Genomic DNA, 20838 nt, shown 5'->3' on the forward strand with positions numbered 1-20838 from the left:
CGGAGAAACATTCCCTGATGCCGTCAGCTCACGGCATCCGAGCAAGGCCAGGACTGCACCAAGCTCGCAGCCGCACTACCGGGCAAGCTGGGCCGCAGCTATCGGAGACTGTCCCACTCAATTTCCGGATCCTCGACGACCTCGACCATAGACGGCCGGCCGAGGCGCTGCCCGTTCATGTGACCGGCAACCCAGCTGATGCACTCAGGTCGATTCCCCGAACGCAGTCGACAGAACTCCTCCACCGCAGCCTGAATTCGGGATACCGGCAGAGTACTGACCGAGTCATGGAAGAGCGGATACCCAGGAACCGACACAACGCGCGGATCGAAAGCAAGAGGCTCGGGATTGTCGGAAATCCAAACAGATTCATAAACCCTTCCCTTGCTATGGAATTCATCATCGACGAACCAGATTAGAGCCCCATAGCCATGGCGTCGATTGATCGCCACGCGCAGATTGCTCGCCGCCACCGGGTCGGTTTCGCAATGCCGTCGATCAGCAATACAGAACCAGGCATCTTCGCCGGGGCAGTAGGAGCCCTCAGCTTCCTCTTCCCCTTGCAAGCCCTCAATGACTTCGGCGACGACCCGTGACGTCTCGACCGGACTCTCGGCGTAGCGCCACTCACCCTTGAAGAATACGCTCAGAAACACGGCCCCTAATTTTCTGATCATCGCCGCACCCGGCCGTGGTGCGGGACGCTACGCATGCTACCCGCGGCCTCTGGGCCAGACTGTCGTGCTCTAACCTTGGGGAAGGGTCGTCGGAACCGCTGACGAGCACGAAACCCTTCCCGAACACGGTCCGCCAGAATGGTTGATTGAGACATCGAGTGATGGTATGCCAGCCTGTCTCAGAAGCCAACCAACCTCGGTCTCCACGAGAGTGATTGATATATGGGCCCACTCGCCGGATTCGATATGTTCGGTGAATTCATGAGGTACTGGGCTGACCCCACTGAGCCCTTTCCAACCTGCCTCTGATGCTGGCGGTTGTGCTGACAACGTGGTGAAGCCCCTGGTAGACGGGTTCACGACCAAGATTCCCTCGCCCACCAGAGGCTTCACATGCTTGTCTATCCGTCCGGGCTGGACGTGTCCAGCTCTGCCCTGCGCCTGCTGTCGACCGAGCTCCGCCGACGCCGGGTGGTAATCGATACCCGCTGGCGACGCCTGAACACGGGGCGCCAAGCCCTGCTCACCCTCGCCCACCTCCGCAACGGCCACCCCTACGCCCAGCTCGCGGCCGGGTTCGGCATCGGAACCACGACCGCCTTCCGATACATCGCCGAGGCTGTGGAGGTCCTGGCCGCTTTCGCTCCGAGCCTTGCCGAGGCGGCACGGACTGCCTCGGCGAAGGCGTTCGTGCTGCTGGACGTGACGCTGCTGCCGACCGACCGCATCGCCGCCAACCGGCCCTTCTACTCAGGCAAACACAAGAAGCACGGGATGAACGTGCAGGTCCTCGCCGATCCCTTCGGCCGACTGCTGTGGGTCTCATCGGCTCTACCCGGCGCTGTCCATGACGTCCGCGCGGCTCGTGAAAACGGCGTCGTCGAGGCCCTCACCGAGGCGGGCATACTGTGCTGGGCCGACAAGGGATACCGCGGTGCCGGCGGCACGGTACGCACCCCGTACTGGGGACGGTGGGAAACTCTCTCCGCAGGCCAGCAGGCGGTGAACCGGTCCCATGCGAAGATCCGCGCACTCGTCGAGCAGGCCGTCGCCACCCTCAAGTCCTGGCGACTGCTCCGGAAGCTGCGGTGCTCAACCACCCGGATCACCAACCTCGTCCAGGCCGTCCTCACCCTGCATCTGGCCAGCTCGGAGTGAGGATGGAAAAGGCTCAATCAAAAGCTACCACATCCGCCCCGATTAAACGCCAAGATCAGAATGGAGGCTCGTCGAGGGAGCCTCTGTCCGAGTTCCAAAATTCATTCCAGGAGTCACCTTTCTTCTCCGTTGACCCCGCCGCATCCTTTAGTGACTTAGTATCTTCTCCCCAGACTGCGAGCCGTAAAATCGCCGCATCTCGATAAGACCGCTTGGAACTGACCGCCAATACGCTACGCACATTGGGGGCTACGCTCCCAATGTGGCATGCGAGTTCTGGAGCATCCAAAAGGTGGACAGCGGCAAGCAAGGCGGCCTCTGCCACATCTCTATCGGAATCAGAGATATGACCAAACACCCCCCAAAAGAGAGTAGAGCGAATCGCTCGCATCTCACTGAAGAGTGGGTTGTCAACCGATGCCGCAGCGCCGAGCCAGACTTCACGTTGGCGCTCTCCTAAACCACTTACGACGTAGGCTGTTTCAGCCAGCCATTCCAGCAACTCGCTTCGATGTGGAGCGGTCAGAGATGCTCTGCTTCTGGGCTCGCCAAGGACGGCAGCAACGAATAGCGCAGCCGCAGGCGTTGCGGAGTAGAGCGACCCTTGATGAAGCAGATCGTTCCAGAGATGGTTGAGGGCGGTAGTCGTTGCGCCGGAGTTCCCAGACGTAAGACCGGCCAGCTTGGCCGGTGTTCCAGGAGCTGCTGGCCCACCGCCGTGCTCGAGGTGAGACCAATCGGTCTCGTCGAGGAGCAAATTTGCATCGGGCAGTTCACTAGCCATCTAAGAATTATGCTATATGTAGCACCAGAAACAGGAACCGGGCCTGCAGGAGGACTTCGACCTTGATGGTCGCGAGCTACCAAAAGGCCGCATCCTATAAAAGCAGGGCATCAAGTCATCCTTCGGGAGGTGTCAATCTCCAACGAAAGCTCCGCCCGTAAAGAACTTTCTGCCATGTTGGAATCTCACCGTAAGCTCTGCTCCCGTCGGCAGCATCGCACGAATCGTGCTGGCGCATGTGCCGCAGACTCCATTGGGATGACTGATCATCAGTCATGCGTTCTTCGCTCGGAAGTGATGCATCAATGCAGCCGCCTGAGCTTCAACGTGCGTTTCATACCCATCTGCAAATCCGGTCGGCGGCTGGTATCCGGGGGAGGACTGCTCGACACTGACGTTGCCGTCAACTACTTCCGTCACCCCACTCGGAAGCCCCGTCGAGACACACCTGACGGGGCCTCGAGTTTGCCACGCCGTAGCTTACTTCGCGAGAGGATCAGCACCTCAAACCAAGTGTCACTCTTCACTGTAGTCACCGATAGCCACGTCGCCGAGGATTGTGTACCAATACCCGGGGTCCTCATCGAAGACGGTGGCGTCGATCGCAAGAAGCGCCTCTTTCAGAGTGTTCGCCATGACCTCTCTATCCTCAAGTTCAGATGCGCTTTCCCCATACGGGTAACGAGACGTAAACTCTTCGAGACATGCAAGGAATTTCTCTGGCGATTCACTCACGTGCCAGACACTGGCATCCGCCAGGTTGATGCAGACAACCTCTCCCGTGTCAATATCTACGCAGAACTCTTCATCGTCTCCACTCTCGCCAACCCGGATGAATTCTCGCTCACTACCATACGCCTCGACTTGCCGAGCTATGGGCTCCGCAAATCCGAACAGTAGGTTGTCGGCCGGAAGCCCGACATCACCCAAGAACCGCCGAGCCGGGTCGTTGCGCAGGCCCTTCAGCGACTGTATGGCGTACGTGAGTTTCGGTGACATATACAGATCCAGGTTCAGTTGCAACCAAAGCGGCGGACACTGACGACTTCGCGCAGGCTACCAGTTCCCAGAGAGGGCGCCAGCAAACGCTCCACGCACAGCCGCTAGCTGGCTCTTGCGGGAGACCGCACCCTCCGCGGAAGTGGTCCAGTTCCAAGACCATGTAGTTCTGATTCCCGCAACTGCCGGAGCGCACGAATTCCGGCAGGGCTGCAACTCCGAATAGATCTCGGAGATGCCATCTTTCCCGATCGCTCGAATCAGCTTCTGCTCAGCGTGATTACCTCGCCCTTTGGAGGAGAAGGCAACCATGACCTGCTCCGCACCTGACGAATCCACGTAGCGGGCCGCAGCGAAGTTGTTGGCCTTGTTTCCGAGCTTCAGGCGCTCCTGAATTACCGCCTGACTGAGATCCGTGCTCCCGTATTCGACCTGGCAGTTGTGAACCAGGACCGGCGTCACTCCAGCCAGCACATAGTACGTGTGGAGGTTGTTGACGGTGAGGTTGTGGACGGTTGCGGTGGTGGCGCGGTGGGTGAGTGCGGTGATCTGGACGTGGGTGCCGGCGCTGGTGCGGAGCCACTGGCCGGGTTGGAGCTCCTCGGCGTCGGTCCATGCGTCGAGTTCGGGTACCCAGAAGGGATGTCCACCGGTGGCGGTGATGACTTCCCGCTCACCGTCGTCGGTCTCGACCGTGACGTCGACCAGCAGCTTCTCGCCGTTGCCGAGGATCTCGGCGGTCACGGTCTCGGCTCGGGTCTCGCCCGTCTCGGGATCGGTCGCCAGCACGCGGTCACCGACCTGGACGTCCTCGATCGGTTTCGAGGAGCCGTCCGCCATCAGAACGTGAGTGCCGGGAACGAAGCTGTTGGGGTTGGTGGGGCAGTCCCCGCCACTTCCGGCTGACTGCACCTTGCCCGCGCCGCCGTTGCCGGAGTTACCACCGCCGCCCGCGCGTGAGCCGGCGCCGGTGCTGCCGGCGGGGCGGCTGGCCGATGCCTTGCTGGTGCCACCCGAGCTGCCGCCTCTGCTCGCGCCTCCGCCCCCGCCGCCGCTGGTGCGTGGTGGCGCGGTGGTGGCTTTCGGGTTGGCTCGGCCGGCGGCCTGTTTCTGGACCGGGTTGCCGGTCTTCTTCTTGGCCGTCGTCGCCTTGTTGCTGACCGTGTTCTTCTTCGCGGCGGCCTTCGCCCGCTTCAACTGAGCCGCGGCGCGGGCGCGCGCCGCGTTCAGCTTCTTCACCCGCAGCGCCCGCGACTCGGCGAGCCTGGCGCGGCTGAGGATCGCCCCCGCGCCGGCCTTGGCCTTCCGCCAGGCGCTGATCGCCGAGACGCTTCGATTGATGGCCCGTGCCACGGACGCGACCTTGAACAGCTTGGTCCACGGGATCGCGTTGAGGATGACCGCGCCGCAGCCCCACAGGTCGCCGTTGAAGCAGCGGACCGCGTCGTTGATGCCGATGAACTCCTTCAGCACCGACCAGGCCGCGCCCATGATCACGGACTGCAGGCTCTTGTTCTGTGCGGCCCGCGCACCAGCCACCTGCGACGCGGTCAGCCCCGCGGCGGCGAGCGCCGCCGTGCGCTCCGCGCCGGTCAGGCTGATGGCCAGACCGGTCGGGTCGGCGTGGGTGACGGGGTTGTTGTGGGCGTAGGCGTAGCCGTTGGCCTGCAGCGGGTCGGCGATGTCGAGCACCGGGTCCAGGGAGAGGAACCGTCCGATCGCCGGGTCGTAGGTGCGCGCGCCGAGCTGGACGTAGCCGGTGGCGTCGTCGCGTGTCGCGCCGAGGAACCCCAGGTGGGTGCGGAGGTTGGGCGAGGTGGTGGACGCGGCGCGGACGCCGCCGAACGGGTCCTGTTTCCGTACCCGGACCTGCATGCCCGCCTGCATCGCCGTCTCGGTGTACGGCGTGCCCTGGTGGTCGGTGGTCAGGGCGACGAGTCGGGAGGTTCCGGTGCCGTCCGCGTAGCGCATGACGGCGCCGCCGGGGCCGTCATAGGTGCGCTGGGTGCTGACCAGGGTGCCGCCGCGCAGCACCGTCACCTCGGCCTCGCCGAGGTTCAGCACGGCCTGGCGGTCCTGGAGGGTCAGGACGCGCCCACCGTCGGGGCCGTAGACGTACCGCACCTCGCCCTGCGGGTACCACTGTTGGGCGGTGGCGGCGGCGTCGCAGGCGGCGAGGACGACGGGGGTGCTGTTGGCGGTCTGGCCGCCGGAGACGGCGGCGCAGAGCCCGCTGTCGTGGTGGACGAGCTGTCCGCCGGCGGTGCGCTGCCACAGCTGGTCGGCGGTGTCGTCGCAGGGCTGGACCTCGACGGCCGCGCCGCGGGTGCCGGCGGCGGGGTGGAGGCAGTGGTCGACGACGGTGAGGGTGCCGAGGTCGGCGTCGCTCTGGCCGGGCGCCGGGGTGAAGGTGAACTTCTGGGCGGCGGTGGCGTTGCAGCCGTACAGCTGGACGGCCTGGCCGGGTTCCGGTATCGCGGACCGCAGGTCGAGGCACTTGTCGCCCGGTCCGAGGTAGGGGACGGCGCCGCTGCTGCCCGGTCCGGAGACGCGGTCGATGTCGCCTTCGGGGGTCCACGACAGGGTCTGGGTGTCGCCGCCGTCGGAGACGGTGGTGGTGTTGCCCGCGGCGTCGTAGGTGCGTTGGGAGACGGCCTTGATCAGCGCGCCCTGCGCGGTCCGGAAGTTGGACTCCACGGAGGTGAGGGCGCGGCCGGTGGCGCCGCCCTCGCCGTAGCGGTAGCTGGTGACGGCGTCGCCGGCGGTGTCGCCGTCGAGGTCGTGGCGGGTGAGTTCGGTGCGGTTGCCGAGGGTGTCGTAGCGGTAGGAGTGCCAGTAGCCGGAGAGGTCGCGTCCCTTGGCGACGTTGCTGGTGCCGTCGGGGTAGTGGGGCGCGGCGCCGCTCTGGCCGGGTGCGGTGCAGGAGGTCTGCTCACCGGAGGTCCAGGCCTCGGTGAGCTGGCCCAGCGGGTCGTAGGTGAAGCACTGGCGTTCGGCCAGGTTGCCGGCGTGTTCGCGGATGGCGGTGACGTTGCCGGCGGGGTCGTAGCGGTAGGAGCGGTGGGAGGCGAGGAAGCCGGGGACGAGGCCGGCGTCGTCGCGCTGTTCGCGGTAGGTGCGCTGCTCGCGCAGTTCGCCGGTGGCCTCGTCGTAGTCGGCGGTGGCCCACACCCGGTAGGGGTGGGCGCCCAGTGCGGAGCGCAGCACGTGGCCGTAGGGCGAGTAGATGGTCTCGCTGGCGTACCAGTCGGAGCCCGAGACGGTCAGCGGCAGCCCGTCGGCGGTGTAGCGGACGAGGAGCTTCTCCGCCTTGAGGCCGCCGATGGCCGGGAGTTGGGTGGAGCGCAGCAGTCCGGTGTCGGTGTACTCGTAGCCGTAGGTGTAGCTCTCGGCGAGCCCCCAGTGGCGGGCGATCTCCGCGGGGAGGGTGAGGGTGAAGGAGGCCGGCTGGTAGTCGGGGGTGTAGCCGCCGACGGACATGCCGTAGGGCAGGCCGTCGGTGTAGCGCGTGGCGGTGGCGGGGAGGCCGATGCCGCCGGGTGCGGTGTCGTAGGTGTAGGTGCCGAGGAGTTCGCCGGTGGAGCTGTCGAGGCGGGTGCCGAGCGGCCGTGACAGGCGGTCGTAGCCGGTCCACAGGGTGACGCCGCGGGCGTCGGTGCTGGTGACGGGCCGGTCGAGGTGGTCGTAGGTGTAGCGGGCGGTGCCGGCGTCGGGGTCGGTGGCGGCGGTGAGTCGGCCGCGCTGGTCGTAGCTCCAGCTCCAGGCGTTGCCCTCGGTGTCGGTGGCGCGGGTCAGCGCCCCGGTCTCGTCGTACTCGTAGCGGCTGCTGACGTACTCGGTGCGGGCGGTGTCGGTGAAGGTGTCGACCCGGACGGTGCGGCCGAGGGCGTCGTCGTAGACGCGGTAGGAGGCGGCGCCGTCGGGGTTGATGACGGTGGCGTGGTCGGGGCCGTAGCTGTAGCGGACGGCCTTGGCGGGGTCCTCCTCGCCGTTGAGGACGGGCATCTCGGTGAGGACCCGGCCGACGGAGTCGTAGGTGTAGCGGGTGGCGTTGGGGACGACGGTGTCGGGGGTGAAGAGGGTGGTGGAGGGCGCCCCTTCGGCGTGGTACGCGTTGCGGGACTCGCGGATCTCGCCGGAGGGGTTGGTGAGGGTGTCGGTGATCAGGCGCCCGCCGCCGACGGCGAGTTCCTGGGTCTGGCGTTCGCGTCCGAGACCGTCGTAGAGGGTGGTGCTGACGCGGACGGTGTCGTTGTGTCCGCGGTGGCGGGTGGTGACGGCCGGGGGTTTGCCGGCGGTGATGTGGTAGGTGACGCGGAGGTCGGGGACCGCCGCGGCGGAGGGGGTGCGGCCGACGCCCCAGGCCTCGACGAGGCGGCCGAGGGGGTCGTAGACGGAGCTGGAGGTGTGGCCGTTGGCGTCGGTGACCCTGATCCCGGCGGCGCGGCCGGGTTCGATCTGGGTGGTCTGCGTGTGGCCGAGGGTGTTGGTCTCGGTGAGGCGGTACGCCTGGCCGGTGGCCGGGGTGTAGGTGAGGGTGCCGGTGTTGCCGTCGGGGTCGGTCATGGAGACCACGCGGCCGTGGTTGTCGAAGGCGCTGGTGCCGTCGTTCTGGAAGCCGGAGCCGTCGGCCTTCAGGGACCAGGACTGGGTGGCGAGTCCCTTGGTGGGGGCGGTGCCGTAGCCGTTGCCGTCGTAGCCGACGCGGGCGCCGTCGGTGAGGGTGGTGAGGTCGGCGAAGTCGGCGTCCGCGCAGGTCGTCGGGGAGGTCAGGGCCTGGCGGGTGAGGCCGATGACGTGGGCCGACGCGACGTGGTGGTACTCGAGCCGGGTGCAGGACTCGTCGCCGGTGCGTCCGGTGTCGCCGAGGGACTCCACGCGGGTGGGCAGGCCGTGGGTCGTCTCGTAGGTGGTGTTGGTGCGCAGGGTGCGCAGGGTCCGCTTGTCGTCGCCGGTTCCGGAGGAGCGGGTCCAGCTCGTCTCGGTGGGTTCGGTGACGCGCCAGGCGCGCAGCGGGGTGAGGCCGTCGCCGCGGTCGCGCTGCGCGAGGCGGGTCGCCTCGGGGACGGTGACGCTGCGGGTCAGCCAGCGGCCGGCGGGGGCGTCGTGCGCGTCGTAGCTGAGTTCCTCGGCGATGCGGCCCGCGAACGCCTCGCGGTCGGGGGCGATGGCGTTGCCCTCGACGTCGCGGACGGTGACGTCGTCGCCGCGGCCCTGGAAGTAGCGGGTGACGGCCTTGCTGCGGCGGGCTCCGGTCAGTTCGTCCTCGACGCCGGAGTAGACGGTGGTGAGGTCGAAGCCGCCGAAGTCGGAGTAGGTGCGGCGGGTCTTCTTGCTGAACTCCTGCTGGGTGAGGCGCCAGGCGGGGGTGCCGTACTCGTACTCGGTCAGCACCGGGTACGAGCCGTCGACGGCGGGGAGTTCCTCGACCGCGGTGACGACGTACTTGTGGAACCAGTCCAGGTCGTCGGACTCGGGGTCGGGGTGCCAGTGGACCGGGTAGCACAGCTGCGTGTTGGCCTGGGGTGTCGGCAGGTTCTCCCCGGCGGCGCACGGCCCGGTGGGGGTGGAGTAGGTGACGACGCTCTCGCCGCCGTACTCGTTGATGACGCGGCCGACGCGCAGCCGGTCGAACCCGGGCCGGGGGTCGCGTGGGCCGCGCACCACGCGGTTGGGCATGGCGTCGACGTTGGGCTCGAACCGGACGGGCGCGAGGGAGGTGCTGGTGGTGCCGTTGACGGCGAAGCCGGTGCGGGTGATCGACTCCAGCCACAGCGCTGTGTTGGCGCCGGTGCGCAGCAGCGGGAACGACTGGGTGAACCGGTAGCGGTCGACGTTCTGCCGTGCGGTGGTGCCCTCCTGCCGCTGGGCGGAGGTGGTGACGGTGGCGAGGCGCTTGCGGCTGAAGAACGCGGGCGACCCGTTCCAGCAGGTGGTGTTGGGCTTGCAGTGGAGGCTGGCCGGGGTGTCGTACCAGATGCGGTAGCGGCCCGGGTCGCCGGAGGTGAAGGCGTCGTCGGTGCAGGTGGCGGAGCCCTCGGCGAAGCAGCGTTCGGCGACGGTGAAGGTGACGCGGGCGAGGGCGTCGGAGGAGTAGACGCTGTCGGCGCGCTGGCCGTAGTCGATGTGCCGGAGGTGGCCGCCGCGGTGGTAGGCGACCGGCTTCCGGTAGTCGAGGTTCTTGGCGTAGTGGTTGGTCTCGCGGGCCCACCACAGGGACATGGCGTTGCCGTGGACGTCCTCGACGTAGTCGAGGGACCAGCGCCACGCCTGGTCGCAGAACGATCCGGCGAAGTCGCCCGCCTTGTAGCAGGGTTCGCCGGGGTGGTTGCCGGCGACGGGGACGGTCAGCACGGACTGGGTCTCGGGGCGCCCGGAGGTCCAGCCGGGCAGGCGGTTGCGGCCGAACCAGTAGCGGGTGCCGTCGGTGGTGGTGACGCGCCAGTACTCGCCGTCGGCGTCGCCGTTGCCAAGGGCGGTGTCAGTGAGGAGTTCGACCTTGGAGTTGTCGCCACCAGAGGTGGTCCAGACGCCGGTGGTGTCGTCGCGGACGAGCTCGGTGGTGGTACCGCCGAGGCTGAGGGTGGCGTTGTGGGAGCCCCAGCAGAGGTCGCCCGTCTTGCGGGAGGAGTTGTTGGCGCCGGACTTCTCGGCGTCCTGGGTGCAGGAGACGTAGGTGCGGGTGACGGAGCCGGCGTTGTAGTCCCAGCCGTCGCCGATCCAGGACGACTGGTTGTTGGAGGCGCTGGTGCGGCCGTCGACGGACTGCGAGGAGTAGCCGAAGCCGACCGAGGGGGTGAGGCCGCCGGGCGCTTCGGGGAGTTCCAGGGGGTAGGTGTAGGTGAACGCGCCGGAGGAGGAGCCCGCGGCCCAGGAGCCGGCGGAGAGCAGCGGTGTCGCGTTGAAGTCGCCGCCGGCGGAGGAGCCGGTGTCGAGGACGCCGACGACGCGCGGCGCCGCCGCGGCGGTGGACTGGGCGGGGAGCGCGGCGTGGACGGCGCCGGGGGCGGCGGAGGGCGCAGCGGCGTCGGTGCCGGTGCCGGTGCTGGCGTCGACGTCCGCGTCGCCGTTGCCGGGGCGGGCCGACGGGGTTGCTTCGGGGAGCAGTTCGCCGACGGGGACGGTGCCGGAGAGGTGGTAGGCGCGCGGCGGGATGCCGAGCTCGGCGGGGGTCTTCCGTGCCTTCAACCCCGGCACGGTGGCGAGGGCACGCGTCACCTCGGTCCGGACGAGGGTGCCGGCGGTGCGGTGGAAGTCGGCGACGACGGCGCGGGTGCCGCGCGGCGCGGCGGGTGCGGCGACGCGGAGGGCGCCGGTGGCGACGGCCCTGGTGTCGTCCGCGCTGCTCGCCAGCTGCGCCGGGGTGGCGTCCCCCTCGGCGCTGTCGACCGGCCGGCGCTCCTCGGTGTCCCGGGGGGCGTCGCCGGAGGGCTCGGCGTCCTCCTCGGGAGTGCTGTCGGCGGGGGCGCTGTCGCCCGGCTCGCGGTCGGCCGGTGCGCGATCGGTCGGCTCGCTGTCGGCGGGGGCGCTCTCGGCCGTCTCCTCGCCCGCGCGGCGCGCGGCGACGGCGGGCTCCGACTGGTCGGTGTGACCGGCGAGTTGCTGCGGCTCGGACTCGCAGTCCTCGGCGGTGGGGTCGGTCATGACGCAGGCGGGCAGCAGCGCGAGGCCGAACCGGTCGGCGGCCTCCGGGCCGTAGAGGTCGGCGAAGCCGGTGGCGTCGAGCCCGAGGGCGACCTCGGCGCCCGGGTCGGCGGATGCGGGCGGCACCAGGGACATGACCAGTCCGGAGAGCCCGGCCTGACGGGACACGTCCGGCCCGGCGAGGTCGACCGTCCACTCGCCGGCCAGGGAGGCCGCCTGGTCCTCGTCGGCGCCCTCGGGGATGCCGAGTTCGACGGGGAGGTCGCCGACCGGGACCAGGGTGCCGGGGACGGCGCCGGTGAGGTCGACGGTGGCGGCCCCCGCGTTCCACGGGGTAGTGGCGGTGGGCAGGTACTCGGCCTCGACGGTCTCGTCCGCCGTGGTGAGCCCGGTCTCGGCCGACCCGTCGGGGGCGATCGGCTCGGCCTCGGGGAGGTCGGGCAGCTCGACGGAGGAGCGGGACATGCCGTCGCCCGGGATCGCCCACGCCTGCGCGCCCAGCACGGTCATCGACATGACCATCGCCATCAGCAGCACGGTCACCGCGCGGCTGCGCCGCAGCCAGCGGAGGGCAACCGGTCCCCGTGGACGGCGGCTTCCCTCCGTCCACGGCACGGCTATGTCGTAACCACTCATCCGGGCGGCACCCATCCCACAACTCGGCTGGATCAACAGGCAGCACTGAGCGCCGTGTTGGTCCGCGAGCAGGCCGAACCGCCGTGGCGGGCAGCGTGGTCGGGAACACAGCGCGGCGTCACCTTGCATCAGTCCGCCACGAAATGCACATGACGGAGAGTCATCGCATTACAAGTCGCACACAGTTTTCACATGCGCGTTTCCAGGCAACCGCAGACACACCAAGACGATCTTGAAAGGTGCGACCTATCGGACCTTCGCCGCGCATTCCCTTGCCATAGCCGGATTTGACATCTGATTCCGCCCGTCACACACAGTTCCGATCACCGTTCATAACAATCCCGAGTCGCTTATAACACTGGACAGCACCCTGGACAGGCGTGCGATTGTTTCCGCGCCCCTGGGTGACCGGCCATGCACAGGGGGCATGTCGCGCTGCCCGCGCGGCTTCTCGGTCCTCCGCCACGGGAGTACTCCGCTGTGAACCCGCTCCGCCCCCTGCACGTCCTGACGCGCACCCGCGCCCGGCTGGCCTGCACCCTCGGACTGGTCCTGGGCGTGCTGCTCCTCGGACTGCTGCCGCTGACCCCGTGGGGCGGACGGGGTCAGTCCTCGGCGGCCGACGCCGCGCACGGCGGCGGAGGCGGGGCGGCGGAGCCGGCCGGTGAGACGCAGCGGCCGCTGGACGCCGCCGATGCCATGGAGTTGGCGCGCGAGCGGGACGAACCCGTCGTCGTCGACGCCGAGACCACCGACACCAGCCTCACCCACGCCCTGCCGGACGGGCAGTACCGCACCGAGATCGCCGCGCTGCCGCAACGTGCCCGCACCGAGGACGGCGACTGGGCGGACATCGACACCTCCCTCCGCCGCACCGAGAACGGCATCCAGCCGGTCAACTCCCCCACGCCGCTGGTGTTCTCGCCCGGCAGCGCGGGCACGGGTGACGACGGCGGCGAGGCGCCGGTAGCCGCCGACCGCGAGTCCGACGGCGACCGCGGATCACGCGGTGTGCTCCGCCAGCACGCGGCGCTGCTGCCCGCCGCCCTCACCACCGACACGAGCGACGGAAGCACCGCCGGCCGCGACGCCTCCGACCCCGACGAGCACGAGATCCCGGAGGAGGACCGCGACAACGAGCCGGAGGACGGCGGACCCGACGACCCCGCCGCCGGCGAACCGCACCCGGGCCACACCGTCCTCGCCGAGATCGGCTACGGCGAGCACACCGTCACCTACAGCTGGCCCGGGACACTCCCCGAGCCGGTCCTCGACGGCCCGCGCGCGCTCTACCCCGACGTGGTGCCCGGCGTCGACCTGCTCCTCGTCGCCCGCGAGGAGGGCGGCTTCGGACAGCTCCTCATCGTCAAGTCCGCGCAGGCCGCGGCCGACGCCCGCTCCGGCGACCGGCTCGACCTGGCCGCGATCACCTACGGCCTCTCCTCCCCCACCGCCGTCTTCCGCCACGACGAGACCACCGGCGGCGTCCACATCCTCGACCCGGACGGCGAGGAGATCGGCGCCGTCCCCACCCCCACCTCCTGGGACTCCGGCGGCCTGGAACCGACCGACCCGAGCGACCCCGACGCCCCCGCGCCGCCCGAGCCCCGGACCGCGACCGCCACCCCGCAGCAGGTGCTGCGGCTGACGGGACTCACCGGCATCGAACCCGGCGCCGCGCACGCGCCGATACCCACCCGACTCGACGGCGACGACACCTCCCGCGCCCTGCTGCGCCTGGACGCCGCGGCCACCGGCCTCTTCGACGCGGACGCCGACGTGAGCTACCCGGTGTTCCTCGACCCCACCCTCAACGGCGGCGTGCACTCCTGGACGATCGCCTACAAGCCGAGCCCCAACACCAGCTTCTTCAACGGCACCAACTACAACAACGGCACCTCCGAGGCCCGCGTCGGGTACGAGTCGCAGACCCGCGGCCTGGCCCGGTCGTTCTGGCGCATGAACTTCAACAAGAACCTGTCGGGCGCCACCATCTCCAGCGCGACGTTCCGCGTCCGGAACACCCACTCCTGGTCGTGCGAGACCCGGCAGTTCCAGCTGTGGCTCACCGGCGCCATCTCCTCCACCACGACGTGGAACAAGCAGCCGGAGTGGCGCACCCACCAGCAGAACCGGTCGTTCGCCCACGGCTACAGCTCCAGCTGCCCCAACGAGTACGTGGCGTACAACATCCGCAACGGCGCGCAGCAGGCCGCCGACGCCGGCTGGTCCACCCTCACCCTCGGGATGCGGGCCACGACCGAGACCTCCACCTACACCTGGCGGAAGTTCCAGGCCAACAGCGCGCAGATCACCGTCACCTACAACCGCAAGCCCAACGAGCCGACCCGCGGCACCAGTACCCCCGGCGGCGCCTGCTCCACCACCGCGGGCCAGGTGAAGGTCTCCAAGGTCGACGTGGTCCTGGCCGCCAACGCGACCGACCCGGACGGCAACCTGCGCCACCTGTACTTCCGCATGTGGCCTTCCGGCAACAGCGACAACAAGATCGTGGACCGGCGCGTCACCGTCAACTCGGCCGGCCGCGGCTCCGTCACCGTCCTCGCCTCGCAACTCGTCGACGGCACGACCTACTCGTGGGACGTCCGGGCGGAGGACACCGAGGGCGCCGTCTCCACCTACTTCCCCCCGGGGACCGCCGCCTGCCGCATCACCGTCGACGCCTCCGCGCCACCCGCACCGGAACTCAGCAGCCCCCAGGTCGAGGACACCCCCTGGGACTCCGGCCAGTGGGCCGACATCCGCTACGGCACCCCCGTGCAGTTCACCCTCGACGTCAAGGGCAACAAGGACACGGTCCGCGTCGGCTACGCCTTCAACGGCGTCGGCTACACCAACGTGACCCTGCCCAGGCCCGGTGACAGCCTCACCGTCACCCTCAACCCGCCCAACGCCGGGCCGGTCGCCTTCCACGCGTACGCCTACGACGCCGTCGGCAACCGCAGCGAACGCGCCGAGCTCCTCTTCTACCTGCCGCCCCGCGACGAGGCCGACGGCCCCGGCGACATCAACGGCGACGGCCACCCCGACCTGCTCGTCATCAACGCGAGCGGTGAACTTCGCAGCTACGCAGGGGAGAAGGGCGGGCAGGTCTTCTCACCGGTGCGTGCCTCGTACTCCTCCGACGGCACCATCAGCCCGCCGGGCCACTTCCACGATCCGGCGACGGACACGGTCGCCCTGATCTCCAAGCACTCCGACGTCTACCCCGGTGACGGCCTCACCGACCTGTTCGTCCGCACCCCTGACAACGGCTTCTGGGTCTACCCCGGCGACGGCTACGGCAGTTTCAACGTCGACGACCGGATCAAGGTCCTGCTGCCGGACAACGCGCCCGCCCCCTCCACCTGGCGCCAGATCAAGGCGGTCGGCGACGTCACCGGCGACGGCCTGCCCGACCTGTTCCTCCGCGCCGGCACCTCGTTCTGGGTGCTCACCGGCTACACCGGCGCCAGCTTCCAGGAGGCCCGGCGGCTGACCGTCAACTCCTGGGACGGCCGCGAGATCGTCAACATCGCCGACATCGACCTCGACGGCACGCCGGACCTGGTCTGGCGCAACACCACCAACGGCAACCTCTACGTCCGCCACGGCCTCCCCGGCGAGGTCCGCGGCAGCGTCGATCTCAACTCCCTGATGACGGCGGCACGCTCCCGCGACGGCGACATCCGCCACGCCACCGGCTGGTCGGCAGCGGCCCGCCCGCTCCTCGTCGGCATCCCCGACACCAGCGGCGACCGCCGTGCCGACATCTGGGCGCTCGACGCCACCGGCGAGGTGCGGATCTACCACCCCACCGCGACCGGCATCGGCGACCCCGTCGCCACCGTCCGCACCGGCTGGGGCCGCGTCCGCGCCCTGGGCTGACCGGGCCCTGGCCTGACCGGGCCGCGCCGGGCGTGGCCCGGTGCGGTCAGGTGCGGTCAGGTGCGCGTGACGGTGACCAGTACGGGGGCCCGGGAGCCCACCCGGGCGCTGACGTCGGCGGTCACCTCACTCAGCCAACCGATCGCGTCCGTCGTCCACTCGGAGAGGTGTCCCCGCATCCGTACGCCGTCGGAAGCCGGGCCGTTCCAGAACCGGTCGTCGAAGGGAGGCGGCCTGAGGGCTTCCGGGCCGACGACGTCGAGGCCACGACAGTCGAACACCGGTCGGGCGACACGGGCGACATCGTCGGCGAGCGCCCGGGCGCTGCCGGTGACGGCACGGTCGCGGCCGCCGGTGACGGTGACCTCCACCGGAGTCGCTGTGCGGGGGTCGCACGCGGGGAACCACTCCGTGGTCCGTGCCGCCGGCACCGGCGCGTACGGCGGGCGCGCCTCCCCGACCAGCCCCTGGACGGGGAGGAGGACCTGGACCGCGGCGAGGTCCACGGTCCCGGCGCGTGCCGTCGCGCTCTCGGCGCAGTGCAGGAACGGCTGCACGGGCAGCGGCCGGTCGTCCGCCACCGCGGTGGCCTCCACCTGGAACCAGGAGATCAGGTCGGTGTCCGCGGCACCGAGCGGATGGCCCCACCCGGCGTCGTTCGTGCTCCACAGGCCAGGAGCGTGCACCATCCCGGCCTCCGGTCCGCCGGCGGACCGGTCGTCGAGCCACCCATCGCGACCGACCGCTGGTGGAACAGCACGTGGGCGTCGAGCTGTGGCCTGGGGCCAACCCGTCGATGGGGTACCAGAGTTCCGTGAAGAGCGGCGAACAGGGTGCCGCCGCTCCGTCGCGCCGCCGACACGACACCCGGTTGTGCAGGGAAACGGCGTTCGGGCACGGTCACCACGCTCTCGTCTCTCGGTGGAGGGCGGCCGGGGCGTGTTTCCTCGGTGAGCCGGCCGCGGGTTGTTGTACCTCTACCCGCCCCATCGAGCGCCCGACCGGCTGCGGACGAACTCACGCGCCGAGCCCCCGGGAGGCGACCGGTCCCGCAACGCCTCCGGGCCCCGCCACACGTCCGCACCGGCATCGCGACCACAGTGGAAAGCAAGCCGTCGCCGGGGCCTCGCGAGCGGAGACGTGCACCGCGCGGGGCGGCTGCACGCCGTCTTCACAGCACTGCGCGCGGTAGCTAACCTGATGCGCGAAGTCACCGATGTCTGGGGGAAGATGTCCGGTTCGACGCATGCCTGGTTGCTCACCGCGGTCGCCCGGTTCGGCCGGGAGTCCCAACAGAAACTGTCGGGCGGGGGCAGCCCCGAGGCGTCGATCCGCGGCCCGCTGGAGAACCTGCTGCGGACGGTGGGCGAGCACCACCAGCAGCACGACGTCACCTGGCACGACGAGTACTCCCTGCCCGACCGGGGCGTCCGCCTCGACTACGCGGTGTGTGCCGCCGGCCGGCTGACCGGGTACATCGAGCTGAAGCGGCCCGGGCTCTCGATCGACCCGTCGTCGTTCGGCGCCGCCAACCGGCGGCAGTGGGAACGGCTCCGCGACCTGCCCAACCTGCTGTACAGCAACGGCAGCGACTGGTGCCTCTACCAGAACGGCCACGCGGTGGCCGAGGCCCGGTTCACGGGCGGGCTGTCCACGGCGGGGGCGAAGCTCGCGCCGGTGGACCCGGACGCGTTCGACGCACTGCTGAAGCGGTTCCTGTTGTGGCGCCCGGTGCCCCTGACCAACGTGGCGCGACTCGTCCAGCTGGTGGCGCCGCTGTGCCGACTGCTGCGCGCCGCTGTCCTGGAGCAGCTCACGGCGGAGGCGAAGTCCTCCGCTCCGCGCGACGACGTCCGGGCCCGCCCCTTCACCGGGCTCCGCAACGACTGGCGGCGCATCCTCTTCCCCACGGCGAGCAACGCGACGTTCGCCGACGGCTACGCGCAGACCGTCACCTTCGCCCTGCTGCTCGCCCGCGCGGAAGGCCTGCTGACGGCGGACAGCCCCCTGCACGAGGTGGCCCGGCGCCTGGACGCGGGGCACGCCCTGATGGGCCGCGCGCTGGACCTGCTCACCGGCCACGTCGGCGACCGCTTCACGGTCAGCCTCGACCTGTTGAAGCGCACGGTGGCGCAGGTCGACTGGCCCGCGATCGAGTACGGCAACAAGGACGCCTACCTCCACCTGTACGAGCGGTTCCTCGACGTCTACGACCCGGCGTTGCGGCAGCAGAGCGGCTCGTACTACACCCCGCGCGAGGTCGTGACCGAGATGGTCCGGCTCACCGACGAGGTGCTGGCGACCCGGCTCGGCCACCCCGAGGGCCTCGCGTCGGACGCCGTCCGGATCGTCGATCCCGCGATGGGGACCGGCACCTTCCTGCATGCCGCGATCGAGCGCGTCGCCGACCGCGCCGAGGAGCGCCACGGTCCCGCCATGCGGCCGGACGCCGCCGGCCGACTGGCCCGCAGGCTGCACGGCCTGGAGATCCAGATGGGCCCGTACGCCGTCGCCGAGCTGCGGACCACCACGCTGCTCAAGCGGTACGGCGCGGCGGTGCCGGACGAGGGTCTGCACCTCTATGTGTCGGACACGCTGGAGAGTCCGTACACCGAGGCGGACTTCCTCCCCTCCACCTACGCCGCGATCTCCGAGCTGCGGCGCCGCGCCAACCGCCTCAAGGCGGACGTGCCGGTGACCGTGGTCATCGGCAACCCGCCGTACGACGACAAGGCGGAGGATCGGGGCGGCTGGGTCGAGAAGCGCGCCGACCGCGACGACACACCGCTGCTCGACGACTTCCGGCTGGCCGGCAACGGCAGGTACGAGCACATCCTGAAGAACATGTACGTGTACTTCTGGCGCTGGGCCGCCTGGAAGGTGTTCGACGCGCATCCCGACGACCAGCACGGCGTGGTCTGCTTCATCACCCCCTCGGGCTGGGCCACCGGCCCCGGCGGCCGGGGCATGCGGCAGTACCTGCGGCGCACCTGCGACGAAGGCTGGATCATCAACCTCAGCCCGGAGGGGCAGCGCGCCAACGTCGGCACCCGCGTCTTCCCCGGCGTCGCACAGCCGCTCTCCGTCTTCCTCATGGTGCGCCGCGCGGGCACCGTCCGCGGCCCGGACCACCGCGCGACGCTGCACTACCGGTCGCTGGAGGGCCGGCGGTCGGAGAAGTTCGCGCAGCTGGGCGCGGTCCGGCTCGACGACGACGGCTGGCGTCCCGTCCGGGACGGCGCCACCGAACCCCTCACCCCGCGGACGGCCTCGGGCTGGGACGACTACCCGGCGCTGGGCGACCTCTTCCCCTGGGGCAGCCTCGGGGTGACCTCCAACCGGGCGTGGGTGAGCGCCCCGAGCGCGGAGACGCTGCGCCGACGCTGGCGGCGCCTCCTCGCCGAGCCGGACCCGGCCGAACAGGCGGTCCTGTTCAAGGAGACTCGCGACCGGTCACTCACCGGCCTGGTCGGCGGGCATGCGTCCAAGAGCGACCGCACGCCGCCACCGCAGGAACCGGAGATGGTGCGGTACGCCCAACGCACCCTGGACCGCCAGTGGCTGATCAGCGACCCTCGCGCCGTGGACTTTCCTCGGCCTGACCTCTGGGCGGGCTGCCGCAAGGACCAGCTGTTCCTGAACCAGCAGTCCTCGCACGCCATCGAGTCCGGCCCGGCGGTGGTCGCCACGCACCTGATCCCCGACACCCACCACTTCAACGGCCGCGGCGGGCGGGTGATGCCGCTCTACCATCCCGACGGCTCCGCCAACGTGGCTCCCGGGCTGCTGCGCCACCTCGCCGGAGTCCTGGCGCTGCCGCACGTCGCAGCGGCCGACCTCGCGGCGTACGTGGTCGCGGTCACCGGACACGACGGTTTCACCGACCTGTTCCGCGAGGACCTGCTCACCCCCGGCGTGCGTATCCCGCTCACGCGGAGCACCGAGCTGTGGCGGCGGGCGATCGAGATCGGCAGCGAGGTGCTCTGGGCCTCGACGTACGGTGAACGGTTCGCCGACACGGAGGCCGGGCGGCCACCTCGCGACGTCCGCTTCGCCACCGGCGACCCCCGGCAGGTGCGGTACAACGCACACATCGGCGCGGCCGTGCCGAGCCGCCTCACCTACGACCCGGAGTCGGAAGAGCTCCACGTCGGGCCGGGCCGCCTCGGGCCGGTAACGCCGGCGATGTGGGAGTACGACGTCGGCGGGATGCGCGTCCTGCGGAAGTGGTTCGGCTACCGCAAGGCCAAGCCGAGCAGCAAGCGGTCCAGCCCGCTGGACGACATCCACGTCGAGAGTTGGCCGGAGGAGTGGACGGGCGAGCTGATCGAACTGCTGTCGGTGCTGCGCCGGTTGACCGACCTGGCCCCGCGCCAGCACGACCTGCTGAGGGAGATCCTGGCGGCGCCGGTGGTCGCCGAGAGCGACCTGCTCACCGCCGAGGTGCTCCCGGCGGGGAAGGCCGCCGCGCGGGCACGCCACCCCGCGCCCGACGCGTTGTTCACCATGGGCCCCGACGGCGCCTGAGCCTCTGGGACGGACGGCGGCGCCACGCCGACTCAGTCACCGCCGCGCATGCGGCTCTCGGCCTCGGCCGGCGTCAGCGTCTCCTGCGCCATCTCCTGTAGGCACGCCGCGAACCGCCGGTCGGCGGTGCCGTGTCGGGCGGCGAAGCCGCCGATCCGGCTCAGCAGCAGCTCCAGCTGCTCGGCGCGCGCCCGGTAGTGGACCGCTGCGCCGAGGGCCGTCACCGAGGTGGTCCCGTCGGCGGTGCGCACGGTGCCCAGCGGCATGCCCGCCAGCGTCCCGCGGAAGTCGTCGGGGTCCAGGCCGCGCGCCGCCAGCAGCTCCGCGGACGCCTCGGTGCCGTCCGGCGCGGGAAGGTCGGCGCGCACGAGCTGGGCCAGCAGCTCGCTCTGGGCGGCGTCGAGCTCGATGTACGGGGTGGGCCCGGCATGATCCATACCGGCTAGCTAACACGAGAGACCAGGCACGCCGGGCCCGACATTCGGACGAGTATCGCCCGGCCGCCGCGACAGGCGGCGGGCCTCC

9 protein-coding genes are annotated in these 20838 nt (G+C 70.1%); 3 read left to right on the forward strand and 6 right to left on the reverse strand.

All coding sequences use genetic code 11. The features are described 5' to 3' along the window. Positions 1 to 98 precede the first annotated feature (98 nt). Entirely contained in the window at positions 99 to 656 is a 558-nt protein-coding gene (locus HCN56_RS03075; RefSeq protein WP_167967891.1) for an Imm1 family immunity protein, read from the reverse strand. Positions 657 to 1070: 414 nt separating this feature from the next. On the opposite strand from HCN56_RS03075, the gene HCN56_RS03080 reads away from it, so the two are divergent. Beyond that, positions 1071 to 1835 carry a transposase family protein gene (locus HCN56_RS03080; RefSeq protein ID WP_167967892.1) on the forward strand — a complete coding sequence of 255 codons (765 nt, stop codon included), beginning with the start codon at positions 1071 to 1073 and terminating at the stop codon, positions 1833 to 1835. 55 nt (positions 1836 to 1890) lie between these two features. Here the strand turns inward: HCN56_RS03080 and HCN56_RS03085 are convergent, their stop codons facing one another. The 3 genes from HCN56_RS03085 to HCN56_RS03095 form a co-directional block, all read right to left on the reverse strand. After that, entirely contained in the window at positions 1891 to 2619 is a 729-nt protein-coding gene (locus HCN56_RS03085; protein ID WP_167967893.1) for a hypothetical protein, read from the reverse strand. Positions 2620 to 3135: 516 nt separating this feature from the next. Beyond that, positions 3136 to 3618, reverse strand: a complete 483-nt coding sequence (locus HCN56_RS03090; protein ID WP_167967894.1) for an SUKH-4 family immunity protein — start codon at positions 3616 to 3618, stop codon at positions 3136 to 3138. 57 nt (positions 3619 to 3675) lie between these two features. Continuing rightward, entirely contained in the window at positions 3676 to 11898 is an 8223-nt protein-coding gene (locus HCN56_RS03095; protein WP_245245859.1) for a ricin-type beta-trefoil lectin domain protein, read from the reverse strand. A gap of 480 nt (positions 11899 to 12378) precedes the next feature. Between HCN56_RS03095 and HCN56_RS26900 the strand changes: the two genes are divergently transcribed. Further along, positions 12379 to 15786, forward strand: a complete 3408-nt coding sequence (locus HCN56_RS26900; RefSeq protein WP_312871018.1) for an FG-GAP-like repeat-containing protein — start codon at positions 12379 to 12381, stop codon at positions 15784 to 15786. 56 nt (positions 15787 to 15842) lie between these two features. Here the strand turns inward: HCN56_RS26900 and HCN56_RS03105 are convergent, their stop codons facing one another. Then, positions 15843 to 16475 (reverse strand): hypothetical protein, encoded by a 633-nt coding sequence (locus HCN56_RS03105; protein ID WP_209312290.1) that lies wholly within the window; start codon positions 16473 to 16475, stop codon positions 15843 to 15845. 511 nt (positions 16476 to 16986) lie between these two features. On the opposite strand from HCN56_RS03105, the gene HCN56_RS03110 reads away from it, so the two are divergent. Continuing rightward, entirely contained in the window at positions 16987 to 20313 is a 3327-nt protein-coding gene (locus HCN56_RS03110; RefSeq protein ID WP_245245860.1) for a type ISP restriction/modification enzyme, read from the forward strand. A gap of 32 nt (positions 20314 to 20345) precedes the next feature. Here the strand turns inward: HCN56_RS03110 and HCN56_RS03115 are convergent, their stop codons facing one another. Continuing rightward, a complete protein-coding gene (locus HCN56_RS03115; protein WP_167967895.1) occupies positions 20346 to 20750 on the reverse strand; it encodes a hypothetical protein in 405 nt (134 codons plus the stop codon). Between the last annotated feature and the right edge of the window lie 88 nt (positions 20751 to 20838).

This window comes from Streptomyces lonarensis (genome assembly GCF_012033735.1).
GTDB lineage: Bacteria > Actinomycetota > Actinomycetes > Streptomycetales > Streptomycetaceae > Streptomyces > Streptomyces lonarensis.

Bases quoted from the DNA above. Each gene is read 5' to 3' on its own strand.
- HCN56_RS03080 (WP_167967892.1), top strand. From the start codon at position 1,071: ATGCTTGTCTATCCGTCCGGGCTGGACGTGTCCAGCTCTGCCCTGCGC.
- HCN56_RS03085 (WP_167967893.1), bottom strand. From the start codon at position 2,619: ATGGCTAGTGAACTGCCCGATGCAAATTTGCTCCTCGACGAGACCGAT.
- HCN56_RS03090 (WP_167967894.1), bottom strand. From the start codon at position 3,618: ATGTCACCGAAACTCACGTACGCCATACAGTCGCTGAAGGGCCTGCGC.
- HCN56_RS03095 (WP_245245859.1), bottom strand. From the start codon at position 11,898: ATGAGTGGTTACGACATAGCCGTGCCGTGGACGGAGGGAAGCCGCCGT.
- HCN56_RS03105 (WP_209312290.1), bottom strand. From the start codon at position 16,475: ATGGTGCACGCTCCTGGCCTGTGGAGCACGAACGACGCCGGGTGGGGC.
- HCN56_RS03110 (WP_245245860.1), top strand. From the start codon at position 16,987: ATGCGCGAAGTCACCGATGTCTGGGGGAAGATGTCCGGTTCGACGCAT.
- HCN56_RS03115 (WP_167967895.1), bottom strand. From the start codon at position 20,750: ATGGATCATGCCGGGCCCACCCCGTACATCGAGCTCGACGCCGCCCAG.